Annotated in this window: 13 protein-coding genes and 1 riboswitch; of the genes, 11 read left to right on the top strand and 2 right to left on the bottom strand. The window is 36.9% G+C overall.

Translation table 11 applies throughout. From position 1 onward, the window contains the following. The first annotated feature begins 4 nt into the window (after positions 1 to 4). Positions 5 to 1,654, top strand: a complete 1,650-nt coding sequence (locus J2772_RS17095) for a DNA repair protein RecN (protein ID WP_209918847.1) — start codon at positions 5 to 7, stop codon at positions 1,652 to 1,654. 314 nt (positions 1,655 to 1,968) lie between these two features. Here the strand turns inward: J2772_RS17095 and fumC are convergent, their stop codons facing one another. Then, a complete protein-coding gene (gene fumC, locus J2772_RS17090) occupies positions 1,969 to 3,363 on the bottom strand; it encodes a class II fumarate hydratase (protein WP_209918845.1) in 1,395 nt (464 codons plus the stop codon). A gap of 198 nt (positions 3,364 to 3,561) precedes the next feature. Between fumC and J2772_RS17085 the strand changes: the two genes are divergently transcribed. Both J2772_RS17085 and J2772_RS17080 read left to right on the top strand, forming a co-directional pair. Further along, positions 3,562 to 5,169 (top strand): fumarate hydratase, encoded by a 1,608-nt coding sequence (locus J2772_RS17085; protein WP_209918843.1) that lies wholly within the window; start codon positions 3,562 to 3,564, stop codon positions 5,167 to 5,169. A gap of 171 nt (positions 5,170 to 5,340) precedes the next feature. Then, positions 5,341 to 5,625: a hypothetical protein gene (locus J2772_RS17080; protein WP_181575077.1), complete on the top strand. Its 285-nt coding sequence runs from the start codon at positions 5,341 to 5,343 to the stop codon at positions 5,623 to 5,625. Positions 5,626 to 5,719: 94 nt separating this feature from the next. On the opposite strand, the gene J2772_RS17075 is transcribed toward J2772_RS17080, so the two are convergent. Then, positions 5,720 to 6,592 (bottom strand): helix-turn-helix transcriptional regulator, encoded by an 873-nt coding sequence (locus J2772_RS17075; RefSeq protein WP_209918841.1) that lies wholly within the window; start codon positions 6,590 to 6,592, stop codon positions 5,720 to 5,722. Between the two features lie 143 nt (positions 6,593 to 6,735). Here J2772_RS17075 and J2772_RS17070 point away from each other — a divergent pair, with 143 nt between their 5' ends. The 8 genes from J2772_RS17070 to J2772_RS17035 all read left to right on the top strand — a co-directional run bounded on the left by J2772_RS17070 (position 6,736) and on the right by J2772_RS17035 (position 22,241). Then, positions 6,736 to 7,767, top strand: a complete 1,032-nt coding sequence (locus tag J2772_RS17070) for a T9SS type A sorting domain-containing protein (RefSeq protein WP_209918839.1) — start codon at positions 6,736 to 6,738, stop codon at positions 7,765 to 7,767. A 197-nt stretch (positions 7,768 to 7,964) separates the two neighbouring features. Continuing rightward, the gene (locus tag J2772_RS17065) at positions 7,965 to 10,799 is read left to right on the top strand and encodes an alpha-amylase family glycosyl hydrolase (protein WP_209918837.1); all 2,835 of its coding nucleotides are present in this window, start codon (positions 7,965 to 7,967) and stop codon (positions 10,797 to 10,799) included. Positions 10,800 to 10,898: 99 nt separating this feature from the next. Then, positions 10,899 to 11,004: riboswitch (SAM riboswitch) on the top strand. 94 nt (positions 11,005 to 11,098) lie between these two features. Next, positions 11,099 to 13,552 (top strand): TonB-dependent receptor plug domain-containing protein, encoded by a 2,454-nt coding sequence (locus tag J2772_RS17060; protein WP_209918835.1) that lies wholly within the window; start codon positions 11,099 to 11,101, stop codon positions 13,550 to 13,552. Positions 13,553 to 13,559: 7 nt separating this feature from the next. Beyond that, a complete protein-coding gene (locus J2772_RS17055; RefSeq protein ID WP_209918826.1) occupies positions 13,560 to 14,858 on the top strand; it encodes an APC family permease in 1,299 nt (432 codons plus the stop codon). A 148-nt stretch (positions 14,859 to 15,006) separates the two neighbouring features. Further along, positions 15,007 to 16,092 carry a peptide chain release factor 1 gene (prfA, locus tag J2772_RS17050; RefSeq protein ID WP_068939070.1) on the top strand — a complete coding sequence of 362 codons (1,086 nt, stop codon included), beginning with the start codon at positions 15,007 to 15,009 and terminating at the stop codon, positions 16,090 to 16,092. 82 nt (positions 16,093 to 16,174) lie between these two features. Further along, positions 16,175 to 16,840: a hypothetical protein gene (locus tag J2772_RS17045; RefSeq protein WP_209918824.1), complete on the top strand. Its 666-nt coding sequence runs from the start codon at positions 16,175 to 16,177 to the stop codon at positions 16,838 to 16,840. A 104-nt stretch (positions 16,841 to 16,944) separates the two neighbouring features. Next, complete coding sequence (locus tag J2772_RS17040) at positions 16,945 to 19,047, top strand: prolyl oligopeptidase family serine peptidase (protein ID WP_209918822.1); 2,103 nt, start codon at positions 16,945 to 16,947, stop codon at positions 19,045 to 19,047. Between the two features lie 137 nt (positions 19,048 to 19,184). Then, positions 19,185 to 22,241 (top strand): reprolysin-like metallopeptidase, encoded by a 3,057-nt coding sequence (locus tag J2772_RS17035; RefSeq protein WP_209918820.1) that lies wholly within the window; start codon positions 19,185 to 19,187, stop codon positions 22,239 to 22,241. Positions 22,242 to 22,279 lie beyond the last annotated feature (38 nt).

The following is a 22,279-nucleotide window of genomic DNA, read 5'->3' as shown; positions in this document are numbered from 1 at the left end:
ATTCATGCTTTCAAGAATTTACATTAAGAATTTTGCCCTGATTGATACGCTTGAAGTATCATTGAATAACGGTCTTCAGGTAATTACCGGAGAAACCGGAGCAGGAAAATCCATTATTTTGGGTGCATTGCGTCTTATCCTTGGAGAAAGAGCAGATGTAAAATCCATTTCAAAAGCAGAAGAAAAGAGCGTTGTAGAAACAGAGTTTGCATTGAACAATCAATTCAAGAAATTCTTTATTGAAAACGATTTGGATTATGAGTTGCAGACCATTATCAGAAGAGAAATATTACCATCCGGAAAATCAAGAGCATTTATCAATGATGTTCCTGTAACCTTGGATATACTGAAAGAGCTTTCTTCTCAGTTAATTGATATTCACTCTCAATTTGAGACTTCCAACCTTTTTACGTCAGAATATCAGTTTAAAATTATTGACGGACTTTCTGAAAATAAAAAAATCATTGAAGACTATCAGCAGGATTTTTCTGCATTTCAGAATCTTAAAACCTTGTTGAAAAAGCTGAAAACACAACTTTCAGAAGCCAATAAAGAAAGTGATTATAAAGATTTTTTACTCAACGAGCTTGAAGAATTAAAACTGGATGATGTAAATTATGAAGATATTCAAAATCAATTATCCGTTCAGGAAAATGCGGGAATGATTTCTGAAAATGTAGGCCAGATCCTGTCTAGGTTCCATCAGGAAGAAATTGGAATTCTTTCATTCTTTAACGAAGCAAAAGCTAAACTTTCCAGAATTGCAGGTATTTCAACCAGTTTTGCAGAGCTGGATCAAAGGCTTGAAATTTCATTTGTAGAGTTAAAAGACATTATCTCTGAGCTTGAACACGAAGCTGAAAAACTGGAGATCAATCCGGAAAACCTTCTTGTTCTCACCGAATTGAATAACAAGATTAATGCTTTATTCCTTAAACATAATGTTTCAGAGCTTAATGCATTGATTGAGATCAGAAACGAGCTGGCCGGAGATCAGAAAGGGGCTTCAGAATTGGAAGTGCAAATCCTTGAAACAGAAGAAAATATTGCTGAAAAAGAAAAATCACTTCAAATTCTGGCGGAAAAGCTTTCCAAAAACAGAAAAAAGAGTGTTCCTGTTTTCATTAAAAAGGCAGAAGGACTTCTTAAAAAACTGGGTCTTGAAAAAGCCAGAGTAGATATAGAATTGCAGGATGCTGAAGAGTTTAATCAATTCGGAAAAGAAAATATCCAACTTTTATTCCAGGCCAATTCAGGATTTCCTTTAAAACCTATTCAAACGGCTATTTCCGGTGGGGAAAGATCAAGAGTAATGCTGGCTGTGAAAAAGATCATTGCTGAAAGTGATGAATTGCCAACATTGATTTTAGACGAAATTGATACCGGAGTTTCAGGAAAAGTAGCCGAAGAGATCGGAAACCTTATGCGTGAAATGGCTGAAGATATGCAGCTGATCGTTATTTCCCACCTTGCACAGGTTGCCGCCAAAGGAAATGACAATTATAAAGTGGTAAAGCAGGATGTTGCCGGTAAAACCCAATCTACCATCATTCCATTAAGTGATGAAGAAAAGCTGAATGAAATTGCCCAGTTGCTTTCAGGAAGTAAGATTACTGAGGCAGCCCTTGCTCAGGCGAAAGAGTTAATAGGATAGTATTAATAAAATATAGAAAACACCCCGGGAAATTCCGGGGTGTTTGGGTATTTAATCTAACCCGAGTTCGGGATAATAAAATTAAGGATAATAGGCTGGAAGCTGGAAGAGAGAGGCTGTAAGTTACTATCGGAACTACAATTTCTGACGTTGCCGTAAAACTTGATGAAGCAGCCTTTAAAGGAATAATAAATTACAGGGTTGTAAGTGGTTTTTTTAACCTCAATTCCCTTCCCTCCCCTCCCCAGGCTTCCTTACTTACTAAAAACAGAAATGTCTCATCCCAAACTCAGGTTAATCTATGTTTCTAAAAATTATTTCAGGCTTCCCACCATATCTTCAGGCTTTACCCATTCATCAAACTGTTCCGCAGTTAAAAGCCCCAGATTAATGGCTTCTTCTTTTAACGTTGTCCCGTTTTTATGAGCTGTTTTAGCAATTTTTGCGGCATTTTCATATCCGATATGGGTATTCAAAGCGGTTACCAACATTAAAGATTTATCTACAAGTTCTTTAATTCTCTCGTGGTTTGGTTCAATTCCCACAGCGCAATGGTCGTTGAATGAAATACAAGCATCAGCAATAAGTTGTGCAGACTGAAGGAAGTTATACGCCATTACCGGTTTGAAAACATTCAACTCGTAATTTCCTTGAGTTCCTGCAAATGAAATAGTAGTGTCATTTCCCAAAACCTGAGCGCAAACCATTGTCAGAGCCTCATTTTGAGTAGGATTTACTTTTCCAGGCATGATGGATGATCCCGGTTCATTTTCAGGGATGTGGATTTCTCCGATTCCGGAACGGGGTCCGGAGGCCAGTAATCTGATGTCCTGAGCAATTTTGTATAGAGAAACAGCAAGTTGTTTTAATGCTCCATGGCTTTCAACAATAGCATCATGTGCTGCTAATGCTTCAAATTTATTTTCTGCAGTGATGAACGGATGGTTAGTGAATTTTGCGATATATTCAGCAACTTTTATATCATAGCCATTTGGGGTGTTTAAGCCTGTTCCTACTGCGGTACCACCTAAAGCCAATTCAGAAAGGTGAGGCAAGGTATTTCTTAAAGCTCTTAATCCGAACTCCAGTTGAGCAACATAGCCGGAAAATTCCTGCCCCAGTGTAAGCGGAGTAGCATCCATCAGGTGGGTTCTTCCGATTTTTACAACATCTTTGAAGGCTTTGGCTTTTTCAGCGAGAGTATTCTTCAGTTTTTCAACAGCAGGAATAGTAACTTCCACTACTTTTTTATAGGCTGCAATATGCATTGCTGTTGGATAAGTATCATTGGATGACTGAGATTTATTCACATCATCATTCGGATGAATTTCAGATTTTTCACCTAAAGTTCCACCATTATTAACATGGGCACGGTTAGAAACCACTTCATTAACATTCATGTTGGATTGCGTTCCGGAACCGGTCTGCCAGATTACTAAAGGAAACTGATCATTCAGTTTTCCCTCAAGAATTTCATCACACACGCTGGCGATCATATCTCTTTTTTCACCAGAAAGTACTCCTAAGTCTGCATTAGTATAGGCCGCTGCCTTTTTTAAGTAAGCAAAAGCTTCAATGATCTCGTGAGGCATAGATCCTTCAGGACCAATTTTGAAATTATTTCTTGAACGTTCTGTCTGTGCTCCCCAAAGTTTATCTGCAGGTACCTGCACTTCTCCCATGGTGTCTTTTTCTATTCTGTAATTCATTGTGGTTGAAATTTTATAGTCTTTTTAATTTTTGAAGTTGCTTTTTTACCTTTTGCAGCTTCATTATTTGGTTAGTATAAAGGTACTTATAAACTCATAAACCCGCAATTTATAATCATTATAAATATCAATTTTAATGACTGATTTTACTCATATTTTTTTAACGGAAGCCGTATTTTTGTACAAACAAAAAATTGAATGGACTTTAGATATCAGGATCCGTATCCAATTCAGAAAGATGATACGGTGTATAAAAAGCTTACATCAGATTATGTAAAGGTTGAAAAACTGGGTGACAGAGAAATTTTAACTGTTGACCCAAAGGGATTGGAATTATTGGCTGAAGAAGCTATGGCGGACGTTTCTTTCATGTTACGTTCTTCACACCTTGAAAGCCTTAAAAGAATCATTGATGATCCTGAAGCTACAGACAATGACAGATTCGTTGCCTATAACTTGTTACAAAATGCTGCTGTAGCGGTTGAAGGAGCTCTTCCTTCTTGCCAGGATACAGGAACAGCAATCGTAATGGGTAAAAAAGGAGAAAACGTATACACAGGAGTGGATGATGGTGAATTCTTAAGCCGTGGAATCTACAATACTTACCAAAAAAGAAACTTAAGATATTCTCAAGTCGTTCCTTTAACGATGTTTGAAGAGAAAAATTCAGGATCAAACCTTCCGGCACAGATAGATATCTATGCTAAAAAAGGAGATTATTATGAGTTTTTATTCTTAACAAAAGGAGGTGGCTCTGCTAACAAAACCTTCCTTTACCAAAAAACAAAATCTTTATTGAACGAGAAGTCTCTTGAAGAATTTGTTAAAGAAAAAATTTCTGATCTTGGAACAGCGGCTTGCCCACCATATCACCTAGCATTAGTAATTGGAGGAACTTCTGCTGAAGCTAATCTTGCAGCTGTGAAAAAGGCTTCTGCAAAATATTTTGATAATCTTCCAACAGAAGGAAATGAGGCCGGTCAGGCTTTCAGAGACCTTGAATGGGAAGCTAAAGTTCAGAAAATCTGCCAGGAAAGCGCTATCGGAGCACAGTTTGGTGGAAAATACCTTACTCACGATGTAAGAGTAATCAGACTTCCTAGACACGCAGCTTCTTGTCCGGTAGGAATGGGAGTTTCTTGTTCAGCAGACAGAAATATCAAAGGAAAAATTACAAAAGACGGTATCTTCCTTGAGCAGTTGGAACAAAATCCGAAAAGATTCTTACCTGACACGCCACCGCATCTTGAAGAAGCTGTTGAAGTTAATCTGAATAAGCCAATGCCTGAAATCCTTGCTGAGCTTTCAAAATATCCAATCAAAACAAGGCTTAAGCTTAACGGGACATTGATCGTAGCAAGAGATATTGCTCACGCTAAGATCAAAGAAATCATCGATAGTGGGAAACCAATACCGGAATATTTCAAAAACCACCCAATTTACTATGCAGGACCTGCAAAAACACCGGAAGGAATGGCTTCAGGAAGTTTCGGACCTACAACAGCCGGAAGAATGGACGTTTATGTAGACGAATTCCAAAGCCATGGTGGAAGTATGATTATGCTGGCAAAAGGAAACAGAAGTAAAGATGTTACCAATGCTTGTAACAAATACGGAGGTTTCTACCTTGGATCCATCGGTGGACCTGCGGCTATTCTTGCCAAAGATAATATTGTATCAGTAGATGTAGTAGACTTCCCTGAATTAGGAATGGAAGCGGTAAGAAAAATTGAAGTAAAAGATTTCCCTGCATTCATTATTACTGATGATAAAGGAAACGATTTCTTCGCAGATCTTGCTCATTAATCAGATAAGAAAGACCTTGAGAGTGGAGATATGGGAACATTGTATAAGTCTCAAATCTCCTGTCTCATCGCCTTAAAATCTATATAGAATTAAAATAAATTTAAAAATAGAGCCTGTATCTTTTGTGTAAAAAGGAAAAAAGCTTTATTTTTGCCTAAAATCTTTAAGAGAATGATAACTATTTTATCAGCATTTTGGCCGTTCTACCAGTTCCTTTGGACTGTATTTTTCATTACTATGTTTTTAGTAGGATTCTGGTGTATTTTTATGTTCTTCGGATTAGTAATCCCAATGTGGCTAACTGAAGGTTTGAAAGAGTACTTCGGAAAAGTGAAGCCTTTCGATCCTGAAGATATCAGAAGAAAGCTTATTACTGAGCAGGAAGGTGTAGAAACAATCTACAGCCAGCCTAAAGGGAACGGACCTTTCCTTCACGATCACGGACATCATCATTAATTGATTGTCATTGCTTTTTCACCTGAATTCTGAAAAAGTAATATCAAAGCAAAACAACATATATAAAACCGCTTAATTTTTTTAGGCGGTTTTTCTATTTATTATTCCTCAGATGCTCCGGGGATATACCGAACTTCTTTTTAAAAGCCCGGGTGAAATTCTGGAGATATTCATAACCGCATTCAATAGCAATTTCTTTTATCATCAAATCTTTGTCGGTAATCAATTTTCTGGCTTTCAGCATTCTCAATTCAGAGATGTAGTGATTAATTGTAGTATGATATTCTGCTTTGAACTCTTTCCTGATGAGGTTTTGATTTACCCCTATCAATTTTCCGATTTCCTCTGCTTTAATAGTCCGGTGATAATTTTCATCAATGAATTTTTTAATGGTTTCAGGAGTTTTTGATGCTGTTTCAAAATTATTTTTTTCATTAAACTGTTCAAAAATGAGAATTAGCAACTTGATAATCTTGGCTTCAATAAACAGTTTCTGCATCACTCCTTTTTTAGAATAGCTTAAAATCTCTTTTAATATAATATGCATTTCAACCGTCATATTAGGAGGAGTAGTGCTTTGAAGGAAAATAAAGTTATTATGGATCATATTTTCCAGAATTTCCGCTCCTTCTCTGCTAGACTCAGAATTAATGAGGTTTGAAATGTATTCGTAATTAAGCTGAATGTGGAGATATTTCAGACTTTCTTCATTATTTGTCCATAATTCTGCTTTGTTTTTTTGTGGTGAATAGTGAAGAATATATTGATTTTTTTTAAATACAAATTCCGTTTCACAATCATGAGTCTTCAGATGAATATCAGGACTTAATAAGAACAGAAGATTAAAACTAGAAGAGGATTCCAGAAGATATGATCTTGAAGCACCTTCAAATGCTGATGAATCCTGTAATATAATTTTAATATTCTCCGATCTGAAAACGATCTCATTTTCCTGTTGATTCCCCATACAACACATTTTTATAGCCATGCTCCCCCTTAAAATACTCTTATAGGATAACTAAAAGTTGGGAAATGATAATCCGCATTTAATTTCATAAGGTACTTTTGTGCAAAATTAAATTAAATTTAGAATAAATAAAAATAATATTTATGGTTGGAGATTTATCTTTTGCAGTACGAAACCTGGGAATAGGAATTTTGCTGATGGCTGGAAGTACATTGAGTGCACAACAAGGCTGCAATAATACTGATCCGGGAAATAATGTTGGTGATTTGGGATGTGTAACCTTTACCTACCGTGGGCAACCGGTTACTTATACTACCGTAAGAACTGCGGATGGAAATATCTGGTTTCAGCAAAATCTTGGAAGTGAAAGAGTTGCTGAGTCTTTGGACGACGAACAGTCTTATGGAGATATGTTTCAATGGGGAAGATGGGATGATGGACATCAGATGAGAAACTCTTCCGTAATATCTTCTCCTGCTGATAATACTCCCGAAGGACTGCAGGGATCAGGTTCTTTTATCACAGGTTCACCAGCATGGTGGGCTTCTAACGGAGCAGATGATAAATGGACAGGTACAGGGCTGGCAGATGTTACAGAAACAGTGGGAGTTGATCCCTGCAAAGCAGCTGGTTCGGGATGGAAACTTCCTTCCCAAACAGATTGGGGAAATATTGCTCAGGCGGAGAATATTATTTCTCCCGTAAAGGCTTATGGTGGGAATTTAAAGCTGCCAATGGGAGGGTATCGCAGCAGTTCAGATGGCGGATTTACTTTTGTTGGAAAGAGAGGTTATTTCTGGAGTTCTACTGCTACAGGAATCGGGGGCAAATATTTGTACATAGGAGCAACAGTAGCCAATGTCTCAGCAGGAGCTCCACGAGGACAAGGCGCATCGGTAAGATGTATAAAAACTCAGGAACAATTAGGTACTACAGATATTTATCTGAAACGAAATAGAGTTGATGTATACCCGAATCCTGTTAAAGGAATTCTTACACTCAAAAGTGATTCAATGATTGAAAGAGTGAAGATGTTTAATGCCGTTGGACAAAGTGTAGAGGCTCTATTTACAGATAATAAGATCAATATGAATAACCTTCCTTCAGGCTTATATATGATTGAGTTAAAATTAAAGAACGGAGAATATGTGGTAAAGAAAATTATGAAAAATTAATTTTTTTAACATTTGAATAAATATATCTGTTAGATTTCCGTTACATACGATATAGTTCATTACAATTACTTTTATTGAAAGGCTCATGAAATTTTTCATGGGTCTTTTTTTATGATTTGACAGGCTATCTATGGTTAAATAAAATAAAATCATTCCTGTGAAGAAAAATTAATATTATATTCGATAAAAATAAAGACATGAAAAAAATCTATACTGTTGTTTTACTATTCATTACAATGGTTGTTTGGGGGCAGATCAACTATACGATTTCTCCCAATCCGTTTAATGAAACAGATGCCATTACCCTAACGGTTCCCGGAGATCAGATTGACGAATCGGCCTGGGGAGTAACCAATAATGCAATTTATATCTGGTCCTGGTCCTTTGATACCAATTATCAGAACACCCAGGATTGTCCTACCAACGGAAGCTGGAATAGCTCCAGTGATCTGAACAAGCTTGATTATAACGCCACAACGGATACTTATTCTCTTACATTCACACCAACTGCTTTTTTCGGAAGAACCGGAATCGGAAGGTTTGGATTTTTATTAAAGGATAAAACAGGATCACATCAGAGTTCGCCGGATATTTTCGTGAATGTAGGTGTCCTGAACTTAAGTTTGACAAATCCTGCTGCAAATAGTCTTACCGTAGTTCCAGTTGGAAATTCGATTAATATTACAGCAACAACAAATGTAAATACTACCTTTCAACTTAAAGCCGATGGAGTTGTGGTGAACTCTACTTCTACACCATCTCAGTCTTATTCCTATAATTATACGGTTTCACAGGATGCCAGTATGGAGCTTATTGCTACAGAGGGAAGTGGTTCCAAAACAGCAAATTTCATTCTACAGGTTCCCCGAAATGTAATTTCTGATGTCATTCCGAATTGGATTAAACAAGGAATAAATTATGACCCGACAGATCCCACTAAGATCGGGCTCGCTTTGTATGCTCCTCATAAAAACTTTGTTCACGTCATCGGAAGTTTCAATAACTGGACCGTGAATGATACTTATCTGATGAAAAAAGATACTAACAATCCGGATCTTTATTGGATTGAACTGAACGGATTGACTCCACAGCAACTCTATACCTTCCAGTACAGAACTAATGATTTGAAAAAAGTGGCTGATCCTTATTCTCCTCAAATTTTATCGTCTTATGATGATCCATGGATTTCCTCTTCTACCTATCCGAATCTTCCGGCATTTCCGGCAGGACAGGGTTTTGAGGTTTCAACATTCAAAACGGGACAAACTCCTTACAACTGGCAGGTAACCAATTTTCAAAGACCTGCAAAAGAAGATCTTGTGGTGTATGAGCTCTTGCTAAGAGACTTTACACAGGAAAAAAACTGGCAGTCTTTGATTAATAAAATTTCTTATTTAAAAAACTTAAAAATCAATGCCATTGAATTGCTTCCTGTCATGGAATTTGATGGAAATCTTTCCTGGGGATACAATACTTCTTTCCACTATGCTTTAGACAAGGCGTATGGAACTCCGGAAAAATTTAAAGAATTTGTTGATCTTTGCCACCAGAATGGGATTGCTGTCATTCTGGATGTAGCTTTTAATCATGCAACAGGGCGTTCTCCTTTGGTAAGACTTTGGAATATAGACCCCGATGGGGACGGTTATGGTGATGTAGCTCCAAATAACCCATATTTCAATCAGGTTCCAAAGCATTCATACAATGTATTTAATGATTTTAACCATGCCAGTCCTTCAACTCAATATTACGTTGAAAGATGTCTTCAGCAATGGCTGAAAGAATATCATATTGATGGTTTCCGTTGGGACTTGACGAAAGGCTTCACCCAAAACTGCTCTGAAAATGATGAAAACTGCACCAATGCTTATCAGCAGGACAGAGTGGATACTATGAAGCAGTATGCAGATAAGCAATGGGCACTTGATCCTAATTCTTACATGATATTTGAACACTTGGGAACAGATCAGGAAGAACTGCAATGGGCGAATTACAGAGTAGCAGAAGGAAAAGGAGTGATGCTTTGGAATAAACAGACAGAACCTTATAATCAGAATACGATGGGTTACAAGGAAAACAGCAATTATGACCGAATGAATCATAATCTTCATGGTTTTGCAGGAATGCGAGCAGTAGGATATGGTGAAAGCCATGATGAAGAAAGGCTGATGTTTAAAAACCTGGCTTACGGAGCAGTTAATGGAAGTTATAGTGTAAAGAATCTGAATACGGCTTTAGAAAGAATGAAAACATTCGGTGCTACATTCTTTACCATTCCCGGCCCGAAAATGATCTGGCAGTTTGGGGAGCTAGGCTATGAATTCAGTATCAACAGATGTGCAGATGGAAGTATCAACAACGGCTGCCGAACAGATGAAAAACCTGTAGCCTTTACATTAGGATATGATAACGATGCCAACAGGAAGGCTGTTTATGATACCTGGGCGAAGATTATTAATATCAGAAATACCAATCCTGTATTCAAATCAAAAACCTATAGCATAGAATCAAACAATCTGGCCAATGATCCTGATGGATTAATTACACGAATTTATGTATATGACAACACAATTAACGGAATGAAAAACGTGGTAGTTCTTGCTAATTATTCCGCTTCTGCACAAAATGTGGTTCCTTATTTCCCTTACGTGGGTCAGTGGAAAAATCTGATGGATGATACTGTATCGAATATTAGTTCTACAATAGCTCCAATTACTTTACAGCCTGGAGAATTCAGAATTTTTGGAAACTATGCCGGAGCTTTATCTGTTTCAGATATAAATGCAGGAAACAAATTATCTCTTCAGATAGCAGACAATCCGATCAAAAATGGTTCTGCAAAATTGATATTTAATAAAGCTAAAAACGGAGAAATTATCATCTTCGATATGAGTGGTAAAAAGCTGGATTCATTCAAATTGGATAAAGAAAATGGAAGCCACGAACTGAAGGTTAATTATCCACCAGGAACTTATCTGGTTCACCTGAAATCAGAAAATGGGATGGCTATTCAAAAGATGAAGGTAAAATAAATACAAAGGCAAATTGGCAAATCAGCAGGTTTGCCTTTTTTTCTTCAGAGGAATGAGTCACTTTTTGCATATTTGAAAAATAAGTCTACCTTTGCACTAGATTTATCAAGAAAGGTGGAGGGATTTGGCCCAATGAAACCTTAGCAACCAACACAATTCCAGAAGTGTAAAGGTGCTAATTCCAACCCGATGGGGGAGATAAGTGAAGTCAATATTTCTTATATGAATTCCATTTCTTGAAGTCTTGTGTATCTGCAGAGTGATCTGCGGAAGAATATTATTAATTGGCAAGAACAAAGATGAAAAAATTAAGTACAGCTGTATTGCTGCTTGGGACAATTTTAGTTGCTGCTCAGGAGCAGGAGGAAAAAGGAAAACAAATCGAAGGCATCATTATCGTCGGAAACCGTAACGTCAAAAGAACAAAGCTGGAAACACCTGTTCCTGTAGATGTTATCAATATCGATAAAGTTCAAAGATCCTCTCCGCAAATGACAGCTCAGGACCTTTTGAACTATGTTATTCCTTCATTTAATTCTGTGAGACAATCTGCTTCTGACGGAACAGAGCATATTGATCCTGTAACGCTAAGAGGAATGGGACCAGATCAGGTTTTAGTATTGCTTAACGGGAAAAGAAGACATACCACTTCACTGGTAAATTATCAGAATACGGTAGGAAACGGATCTGTAGGAACAGATTTAAGTACAATTCCTGTCATTGCCATAGAAAAAATCGAAGTGTTAAGAGACGGTGCTGCCGCACAATACGGTTCTGATGCCATTGCAGGAGTCATTAATATTATTTTAAAAAAGAATGCAGGCGCTTCCGCAAGTTTAACCTATGGATTAAGTGGAAGAAATGATGGCGATACTTATCAGGCAGGCGTAAACTATGGTACTTCTTTGGGTAAAAATGAGGGGTTCATCAATCTTTCATTACAGTTAAGCCACAGAGGAAAAACAACGAGAACTCAAAATCATAATTTAGATATTTTCGGGAATAATTTCGCTTATGAATTTGCTGGTGATGCTGAAGCTATACAAGCCGCCAGGGATGCGGATGACGCGAAGATTAAAGAAAGAGGATTAACGAGAGATGATTTCAATTTCCAGATCGGAGATGCACAGATAAGACAAGGACAATTGTTTTTCAATTCAGAATATCCTTTGAATGATAATTTTAAATTCTATTCTTTTGGGGGATTCAGTATTAAAGAAGGAAAAGGATATGGTTTCAGAAGACTTCCTAATGAAGATTTTAATATTGTTAAAGAAATCTACCCTAACGGTTTTCAGGCCGTTCTGAATTCCCAGATTTATGATATTTCTTATGCCGTAGGGGCAAAATATAATATAAACGATTGGCTGATTGATCTTAGTAATACCTTTGGTAGCAATACCTTCAATTATAACGTAAGAAATACCAATAATGCTTCTCTGGGGATCAAATCACCAACCCGTTTTTATGCAGGAGCCCATAGCTTCCTTCAAAATACTGTAAATCTTGATGTTTCAAAAAAGATAAAGAACTTCAATATTGCATTCGGAGGCGAATTCAGATTTGAACAATACCAGATTAAAGCAGGAGATGAGGCTTCTTACACTCAATATGACGAGAATGGAAATGTCGCAACAAAAGATTCTAAAGTGATAGGAGCAGGAGGTTCACAATCTTTTATAGGTTTTTCACCCGATAATGCCTTGAAAAAAGACAGGCATTCTACAGCTGTGTATGCAGATCTCTCCTATGATTTGGATAAAAAGCTGAATATTGATGCCGCTGTCAGATTTGAAAATTACTCGGATTTTGGAAGTACCCTGAACGGAAAACTTGCCGTGAGATATGAGTTTGTAAAAAATTACGCTATAAGAGCAGCAGTTGGAACAGGATTCAGAGCACCATCCCTTCAGCAGCAGTATTTTAACAACTCTTTTGCCGATATTTCAACTTCCGGTTCCGGAATTGTAAGGAAAGGAATCTTTAATAACGATAGCCAGGCTGCTCAAGTTCTGGGATTTGATAAATTAAAGCAGGAAACATCCGTTAATGGAAGTGCAGGATTTACCTTACAGCCTGTTAAAGGTCTCTTTATTACTGTAGATGGATATATTATTAAAGTCAAGGATAGAATTGTCATTACCAGCAATATCTCAGATCCAAGATTATCTGATCCTAAAGTAGTAGGAGAAGGAAATGCAGTGGAAAGCGGCAGATTCTTAGCCAATGCCATTGATACGGAAACAAAAGGAGTAGATGTAGTCGTTTCCTATGACTGGAAGCTGGCTGGCGGAAACTTAAATGTCAACCTTGCCGGAAATTATACTGAAACCAAGATTACCGATTTCCATTTTCCTGAGAACCTGGGAACTCCCCAGAATGAATTCTTTGGACCGGATCAGATCAATATTATTGAAACCCTGTCTCCTAAAACAAAAGCATCATTGGGGCTTACTTATGGAATAGGAAAATTCAATTTTCTCGTGAGAAATACCTATTTTGGTAAAGTAATTAGAGATGGTTTTCCTTTCGGAGAAGTTCAGGAGTTTTCTCCAAAGGTGGTTACTGATATAAGTGTAGGATATGATATCACAAAAAATATCAACTTTACAATAGGAGCCAACAACGTATTTGATGTTTTCCCGGATCTTCAGAGCTATAAAAATTCATATTATGGAGTATTTAAATATGCGCCGGTTCAGATGGGAACATTGGGAAGCTATTTCTTCGGAAGGGTTAATTTTAATTTTTAATGAGTAAATGAGTACTGCTTCACATCAGATCGGCTGGAAAACAGCTGCCGCCATCGTAGTTTCCAATATGATAGGAACTGGGATTTTTACAACTTTGGGATTTCAGTTATCCGATATTACCAATACCTACAGTATTTTCCTGCTATGGGTAATCGGAGGAATTCTGGCACTGTTCGGTGCTTTCTGCTACGCGGAATTAGGATCCCACTTTAAAGGGAATGGTGGTGATTTTATCTATCTTAAAGAAACCTATCATCCTTTATTCGGATATCTGATAAGCTGGATTTCTCTGATTATCGGGTTTTCTTCACCTGTGGCACTGGCAGCACTGGCTATGTCAAAATATCTTTCCGTATTTGATTACTCATTTGGAAATAGCTTTGCGATTGCAGCTATATTTTTGGTGGCTATTACCTTATCATTCAGTTTAAAGACTTCAAGCCGGTTTCATAATTTTTTCACGTTTATCAAAATAGCTTTTATTATTGTATTGGTGATTCTTGGGGTGGGATTATCGGGATCACCACAAATTGGAAACAGTCTGAATTTCAATGACAGCTGGCAGCATGAAATTATGCTTCCTGCCTTTGCTACGTCATTAGTTTTTGTTACCTATTCCTATACCGGATGGAATTCAGCATCTTATATTGCAGGGGAAATAAAGGATGTTCAAAAAAATCTTCCTAAATCATTGATTATAGGAACTGTTTTTGTGACCATAAGCTATATTCTTGTGAATTACATTATGCTGAAACATGCTTCAGTAAATCAATTAGCTGGAAAGGAAGATGTAATGGGAGAAGCAGCAGTAAATATGCTGGGGCTTTCCTTCGGAAAAATTGTGAATATTTTTATCGCATTACAGTTGATTGCAACCATCAGTGGTTATTTATGGGTAGGATCAAGGCTTACACAGGCTTTTGCAAAAGAAACCCGTATCTGGAAACCTCTTTCAGTGGGAAATAAAAAAGGAATTCCGGTAAGAGCTATCTTTGCTCATGCCATCATCGCTACGATCATTATTTTAACAGGAAGTTTCAAGGAAATCTTTGTTTATACCGCATTTATTCTTCAGTTATTCGCAAGCTTAGCAATTTCAACCGTATATTTTCTTAAAAAGGAGGATCGAAAAATATTTAAATCCAATGCCTTTTATATTTTCCCGACAGTTTTCTTACTCTTCAGTATTTATATCCTGTACTTTACCTTTATTCATAATCCTAAAGAAAGTTTAATAGGACTGGGAATTATTGCGGTAGGACTCATTTTATATTGGATAGACAGAAGTCTTTCCAAAGAAGTTTAAAAAGAATATTGAAAACATAAAAAAGCGGATAGGGCAATTTGTAAATGTGTCTTTTTACCTTTTTGTTCCCTTGAACCCTAATGCTCAAAAATTTATACTTTAATTTTGAATTAATAATTCTTATCTTTGCACCCACAAAAATTCGACAATGTCTAAATCATTAATTCCAAAATTAGAAGCTATAAAACAAAGATATAATGAGGTTGCAGACCTTATTATACAGCCTGATGTCATTTCAGACCAAAAAAGATATTCTTCTTTGAACAAAGAATATAGTGATTTGGGAAAAATTGTAAGAGTTTACGATCAGTACAAAGGTGCTTTAGACAGCATCGAAGAATCTGACGAAATTATTGCTGATGGCTCAGACAGAGATCTTGTAGATCTTGCAAAAGAAGAAAAATTAGAAGCTCAATCTAAACTTCCTGGCTTAGAAGAAGAGCTTAAAGTTCTTCTGATTCCTAAAGATCCTGCTGATGACAAAAACGTTATTGTTGAATTACGTGCCGGAACCGGAGGGGATGAAGCAGCAATCTTCGTGGAAGATGTGTACAGAATGTATACCATGTATTTCAAAACCAAAGGATGGAGACATGAAGTAACCGATTCCAATGAAGCTGCAAAAGGATACAAGGAATTGATCATGAAGGTGGAAGGAGAAGGCGTATATGGCATCATGAAATTCGAATCCGGAGTTCACCGTGTACAACGTGTTCCTGAAACAGAATCTCAGGGAAGAGTTCATACATCTGCCATTACAATAGCGGTTTTACCGGAAGCTGAAGAAGTAGACTTCGAACTGAACCCGGCTGATATTGAAATGCAGACTTCCCGTTCAGGAGGTGCCGGAGGTCAGAACGTAAACAAGGTTGAAACTAAAGTACAGTTGACTCACAAACCTTCAGGGATGGTAGTCGTTTGTCAACAGGCCCGTTCTCAGCTGGCAAACCGTGAATTGGCAATGGAAATGCTAAGAACTAAGCTATACGATATCGAGTTACAGAAAGTACAGGGAGATATTGCAGCACAGCGTAAATCTATGGTTTCTACAGGTGACCGTTCTGCAAAAATCAAAACATATAACTACCCACAGGGAAGAGTAACAGATCACAGAATCAATAAATCGATGTATAATCTGGATGCTTACATGAATGGTGATATTTCTGAAATGATTGATGCCGTAATTATGGCAGAGAATGCAGAAAAAATGAAGGGAGAAGAAGAAAACTACTAAAAGTTTCAAAAAATAAAATAAAGCCTCTGATTTTTTCAGGGGCTTTTCTTTTAAACAGAACAATGAATTCAAAATATTAACTATGAAAAATTACAAAATGATCTTTTTGCTGTTACTGACAATGATGGGACAGCAATTTATGGCACAAACAGAAGTAAAGAAGCCCAATGAAGTCTTTGATCTGTTCTTCCGGACTTTAGTGAATAACGATGAAGCATCTTTAAATAAGCTTAATGATTATTTAAGACCTACAGTAGAAGGACAGGATGCTTACCAGATCAATTTCAAAGAATCTTCGCAGGAAATGATCAACAGCAGTGTAGAGAACTTCCTTTCTGCTTTTCCTAAAGCCACGGCTTCAGCATGTAAAAAAGAAGCGGAAGACTATTTCATTGCAATGATCGGAAACTTTAAAAAAGCAAAAGTAACCGTTAATGACGTAAAAATTATTCCTAATGAATACCTTGAAGGAGAAAAAATTGCAGAAATAAGCTATACCGTAAGTTTTCAGCTGCCTTCAAAATTGACACATGGTCCCGAAGGTGACACGAAGAAAGTAAAGGCTGAAGAGTTAAAAAAATATTTAATTCAGGTCGTTGAAGATTTTAAAAATGCAGATAAAACAGTAACCACAGACCAGAGCTTTAGCCTGTATGAACTGAAAGAAGGAGGCAAAATATACTATTGGAACGGGAGCCCGGATCAGATTGTTACCAATCTTACCGAGTTCTATTTTGACAGCTTTTAATTGGCGGAGAACTGATTAATAGCTTATTGAATAAGTAGAAGTCCCGAAATCCGGGGCTTTTTTTATTTCACATACTTTATGTATTTTTGAGAAAACCGTTCAGTATGAATTTTAAACCTATGTTATTAACTGCTGGAGTTCTGTTTTCAGCATCTTTTTATTCTCAAACAATGAATTATCCAAAAGCATTAAAGGGGGTCCAAACCGATACCTATTTTGGAACTGCAGTTTCTGATCCGTACAGAGATCTGGAAAATGATTCTGATGCTACCAAAAAGTGGGTAGATGAAGAAGTAGCATACAGCCAGAATTATCTTTCAAAAATTCCATTCAGGGATAAAATTAAAAACCAGTTGAAGGATATCTGGAATTATGAAAAAATTTCAGCACCTTTCAAAGAAGGAGAATATACATATTATTCTAAAAATGATGGCTTGCAGGCACAGTCTGTTTTATACAGAACAAACAATAAGACTAAGGCTACAGAAGTATTTTTAGATCCTAATAAATTTTCAGAAAAAGGAACTACTTCATTATCTAATCTTTCTTTCAACAAAAAAGGAACACTTGCCGCATATTCTATTTCTGAAGGCGGAAGTGACTGGAATAAGATCATCATCATTGATGCTGTTACCAAAAAGCAGATTGATGAAACCTTAGTAGATGTAAAGTTCAGCGGGATTTCATGGCAGGGAGACGAAGGTTTCTATTATTCAAGCTACGACAAACCGAAAGAAGGAACTGTGCTTTCCGGAATGACCGACAAGCATAAGGTATATTTTCACAAACTGGGAACAAAGCAGTCTGAAGATAAGTTGATCTTCGGTGGAGAAAAAACACCAAGAAGATATCTGGGAGCTAGTGTTTCAGATGATCAGAGATATTTAATCATCTCAGCAGCCAATGCAACCAACGGGAATGAACTATTTATCAAAGACTTGAAAAAAGGAGGTGACTTTGTACAGATTAATAAAGGATTTGATATCAATGCACATATTGTAGATACTCAGGGAGATGATCTTTTCATTTCTACAGATAAAGATGCTCCTAATATGCGTCTTGTAAAAACAACAATCAGCAACCCGGCTCCGGAAACATGGAAAGATGTCATTCCACAAACGGAAAATGTGTTGGGAATCTCTACTGGAGGCGGATATTTCTTTGCAACTTATATGGTGGATGCTATAGATCAGGTAAAACAATACGATAAAACCGGAAAACTGATCAGAGAAATTACCCTTCCGGGCAAAGGAAATATTTCAGGTTTTGGTGGAAAAGAAAAAGAGAAAGAACTGTATTATTCTTTCAGCAATTATATTACACCGGGAACTACTTATAAATTTAATGTAGATTCAGGGAAATCTGAAGTATACCAAAAGCCAAAAGTGAAATTCAATCCGGATGATTACGTCTCTGAACAGGTATTCTATACATCCAAAGACGGAACAAAAGTTCCTATGATGATTAACTACAAGAAAGGAACTAAGCTTGATGGTAAAAATCCAACCATTCTATATTCTTACGGAGGTTTCAATATCAGCTTACAGCCGTCTTTCTCAGTAGTAAATGCAATCTGGATGGAAAATGGTGGTATCTATGCCGTTCCAAACATCCGTGGAGGAGGTGAATATGGAAAAAAATGGCATGATGCAGGAACAAAGATGCAGAAAAGAAACGTTTTTGAAGACTTTATCGCTGCAGGAGAATATTTACAGAGCAAAGGCTATACTTCAAAAGAATATATGGCACTTTCCGGAAGGTCAAACGGAGGCTTATTGGTAGGAGCAACAATGACTTTACGTCCAGACTTAGCAAGAGTAGCATTCCCGGGGGTTGGAGTATTGGATATGTTAAGATATAACAAGTTTACAGCTGGTGCAGGATGGGCTTACGATTACGGAACCGCAGAAGACAACAAAGAAATGTTTGAATATCTGAAATCATATTCTCCGGTACACAACGTAAAAGCGAAAACATGTTATCCGTCTACAATGATCATCACCAGTGACCATGATGACAGAGTAGTTCCGGCTCACTCTTTCAAGTTTGGAGCAGAGCTTCAGGAAAAGCAGGCTTGTAAGAACCCTATTTTGTTAAGAATTGAGAAAAATGCAGGACACGGTGCCGGAAGATCAACAGATCAGGTAATCGGCGAAAATGCAGATCTGATATCATTTGCTTTGTATGAGATGGGAATAAGTAAATAGTTTATAAAAAGCAAAATATTTAAAAAACGGCTAATTTTATTAAAAGTTAGTCGTTTTTTTATACTTAGTTATGTTTATAATTCTTATTTTTATCGCGGATATTTAAAGTTTATTAATCTTAGATTAATCAAGTAATTATGAAAAAAAGAATTTTACTAGTTTGTGCATTGGCAGCAGGACTGTCTAGCTTTAATGCACAGAGGTGGACGCCAGCCTCACAAAAAACGTCTGAAGTAAGAAAAGAAGTAGAAGTTCAGTATTCTTATAGATTGGATTTACAGTCTCTTAGAAATACTTTAAAAGATGCTGTAGAAACAGGAAAAGGCGCTCAGGCTGTTGTCATTTCTTTACCTACAGCAGAGGGAAAGATTGAAAAATTTGCTGTATACAGTGATCCTGTAATGGAGAAGTCTATGGCAGATAGATACCAGTTGGGTTCTTATGTAGGAATTGGCGTAGATGATCCTTCTAAATATTTAAGATTCAGTACTTCTCCAACAGAGCTGCAATCTATGATTATTAAAGATGGGGTATTTCAATTTATAGAGCCAATTACTACTGATAAGCAAACATACGGTGTTTTTTATAAAACAAAAAGAACAGAAGGAATACATGGCTTTGAATGTGGTACAGATGAAAAAGGGTTTGAGATCAAAACATTAGAGGCTCATGGGAAGAAGAATCTTTCTAACATAAATGCAGTAAATACAAATAGACCTGCAATTACAAAATTCAGAACCTATAGGTTAGCTTTAGCAGTTACGGGTGAATACACGAAAAAGTTTGACCCTAATGGAGGGACAACCAATACGGTAGCACAAATGAATGCTACAATGAACCGTGTAAATGGTATTTTCCAGAAAGACTTTGGAATTAAGCTAGTTATTCAGGATCTTCCTAATATTATATTTACAGATCCTAATATGGACTTCTATATTCCGCCAGCGGTTCAAGGTGATCCTTCATTAAATCTTCAGCTTCAGAGAATGCTTACTCAGAATGTCGGAAATGATAATTATGATATAGGGCACGTATTTAATGCAGCAGGAGGTAATGGAAATGCGGGAGGAATAGGAATAATATGTCTTAACCCTGCAAATAATAACTCTTTAGCAAAAGGAGCTGCATTTACTCAAATGGCAATTCCAACAGGTGATGCTTTCGATATTGATTATGTAGCTCATGAAATGGGGCACCAATTAGGAGGAAACCATACATTCTCTCATGCTTCAGAGGGATCTGGAGTTAATATTGAGCCAGGTGGAGGTACTACAATCATGGCCTATGCAGGAATTACGCAAGATAATGTACAGATGGTATCTAACCCTTACTTCCATTATGCTTCTATTAATCAGATTTTAAATAACTTGGATAGTAAGCCGACATGTGGAACTGCAGAAACCATTACTGATAATACGGCACCTGTTATTTCCCCTCTTACAGCATATACTATTCCTAAAGGAACAGCTTATTCCCTAGATGCAACAGCAACTGATGCACAAGGCGATGCTATTAACTATACATGGGAGCAATATGATACGGCAAGTAGCAAAAGCTCTATTTCAGGAGACAGTGGTTGGGGCTTCATTACAGAAGGTTCTATTGCAAGATCTTTTACTGGTACTGCCAGCGGAAAAAGATACTTCCCAAGTTTACCACTTGTAATGGCTGGTAAGCTTACTAATAAGGCAACTTGGGAGACCGTTTCTTATGTTCCTAGAGTGCTTCATTATGCTGTAACAGCAAGGGATGCAAACGCAGTAAGACCAATGCTTTCTTCTTTAGAAACAACAGTAACAGTAGGTAATGATGGACCATTTAAGTTTAGTGGTATCACAGGCTCTACATCGCTTTATAATAATGCCGCCAACACTATTTTATGGGATGTTGCTAATACTAATATGGCTCCGTATAATACTTCAAATGTTAAAATTGAATATACGACAGATCTTGTAAACGGGGCAGCATGGACAGAACTTGTCGCCTCTACTCCTAATACAGGAAGTTATACCGGGCAAATGCCAGCTGATTTAACAGGAAATATAAAACTTAGAATCTCTGCTATAGGAAATGTATTTTTTGCAGTATCTCCAACTGTAAAAGTTGAGACAGCACCTACTTCCTCTACTGCAGCACCTACAGGTATTTTTGCATTAGATACAGAAATTTTAAAAACTTCAGCTAGATTATCTTGGAATAACTTCCCGGGAGCAACATATTTAATAAATTATAGAAAGGTCGGAGAGACAAACTGGCAAAATACTACTAGTACTACAAGTTCAGTAACATTAGCAAACCTTGAGGATGAGACTAATTATGAAGCTCAGGTGGCAGCAGTTGTAAACAGTGTTCCAGGAGCATATTCTTCTAACTATACTTTTAAAACAAAAGGTTTAAGAACAGGTTATGACTATTGTTTAATGACTACTGGAGGAAATAACATGAATGGATATTACTATAGTGGAATAATTGGATTTAAATTAGCGAACTTAAACTTTTCACAAACGAGTATAGCTGCGTTATCAAGAACTTATTTAGATTATAGTGAAGATATAACTAAGATAGTTAATTTAACTAAAGGGACACAATATACAGCTACGTTCAGAACTTTAGGTAATGCTGCTGGATATCCAGACTGGCTTCAAGTATGGATTGATTACAACAGAAACGGTATTTTTGAGGATTCAGAGAAAATAGTATCTGATGGTATCGTACCGGTTTATGATGATGTATCTGAATTTGATTATCATGATGGGGCAGTAACATTTACAGTGCCGACTACTGCATATTCAGGAGATAAAACACTTAGAATGAGGGTGGCTAGCACTTTCTTCAATCCTTCATCAAGTCCATGTGGGTTCCCATCTGTTGCTTCTGGCCCTAACAGTATTGTTTCAGCGGGAGGATTCAGAGACTTCTCAGTTAAAATTTCAGAAACATTAGGAACAGACGAAGTAAGAGGCACAAAATCATCGGAAATATCTATCTATCCTAACCCTGCAGATACTTTCGTAGAGGTTAAAAATCTTAAAGGTAAGGCAGATTACAAAATCTACTCTGCTGACGGAAGATTAGTTCAGGAAGGTCAGATTGACGGACAAAGAATTAATGTTGCTTCATTAATTAAAGGTATGTATGTAGTAACTATCAAAGACGATAAAAATACTTACAATACTAAGCTTATTAAAAAATAATAAGATAAGATAATTTGCATATAGGCCGGGCGTTTGTC

The organism is Chryseobacterium jejuense (assembly GCF_017877355.1).
GTDB lineage: Bacteria > Bacteroidota > Bacteroidia > Flavobacteriales > Weeksellaceae > Chryseobacterium > Chryseobacterium jejuense_A.
This window is presented reverse-complemented; position numbering and strand designations above follow the sequence as displayed.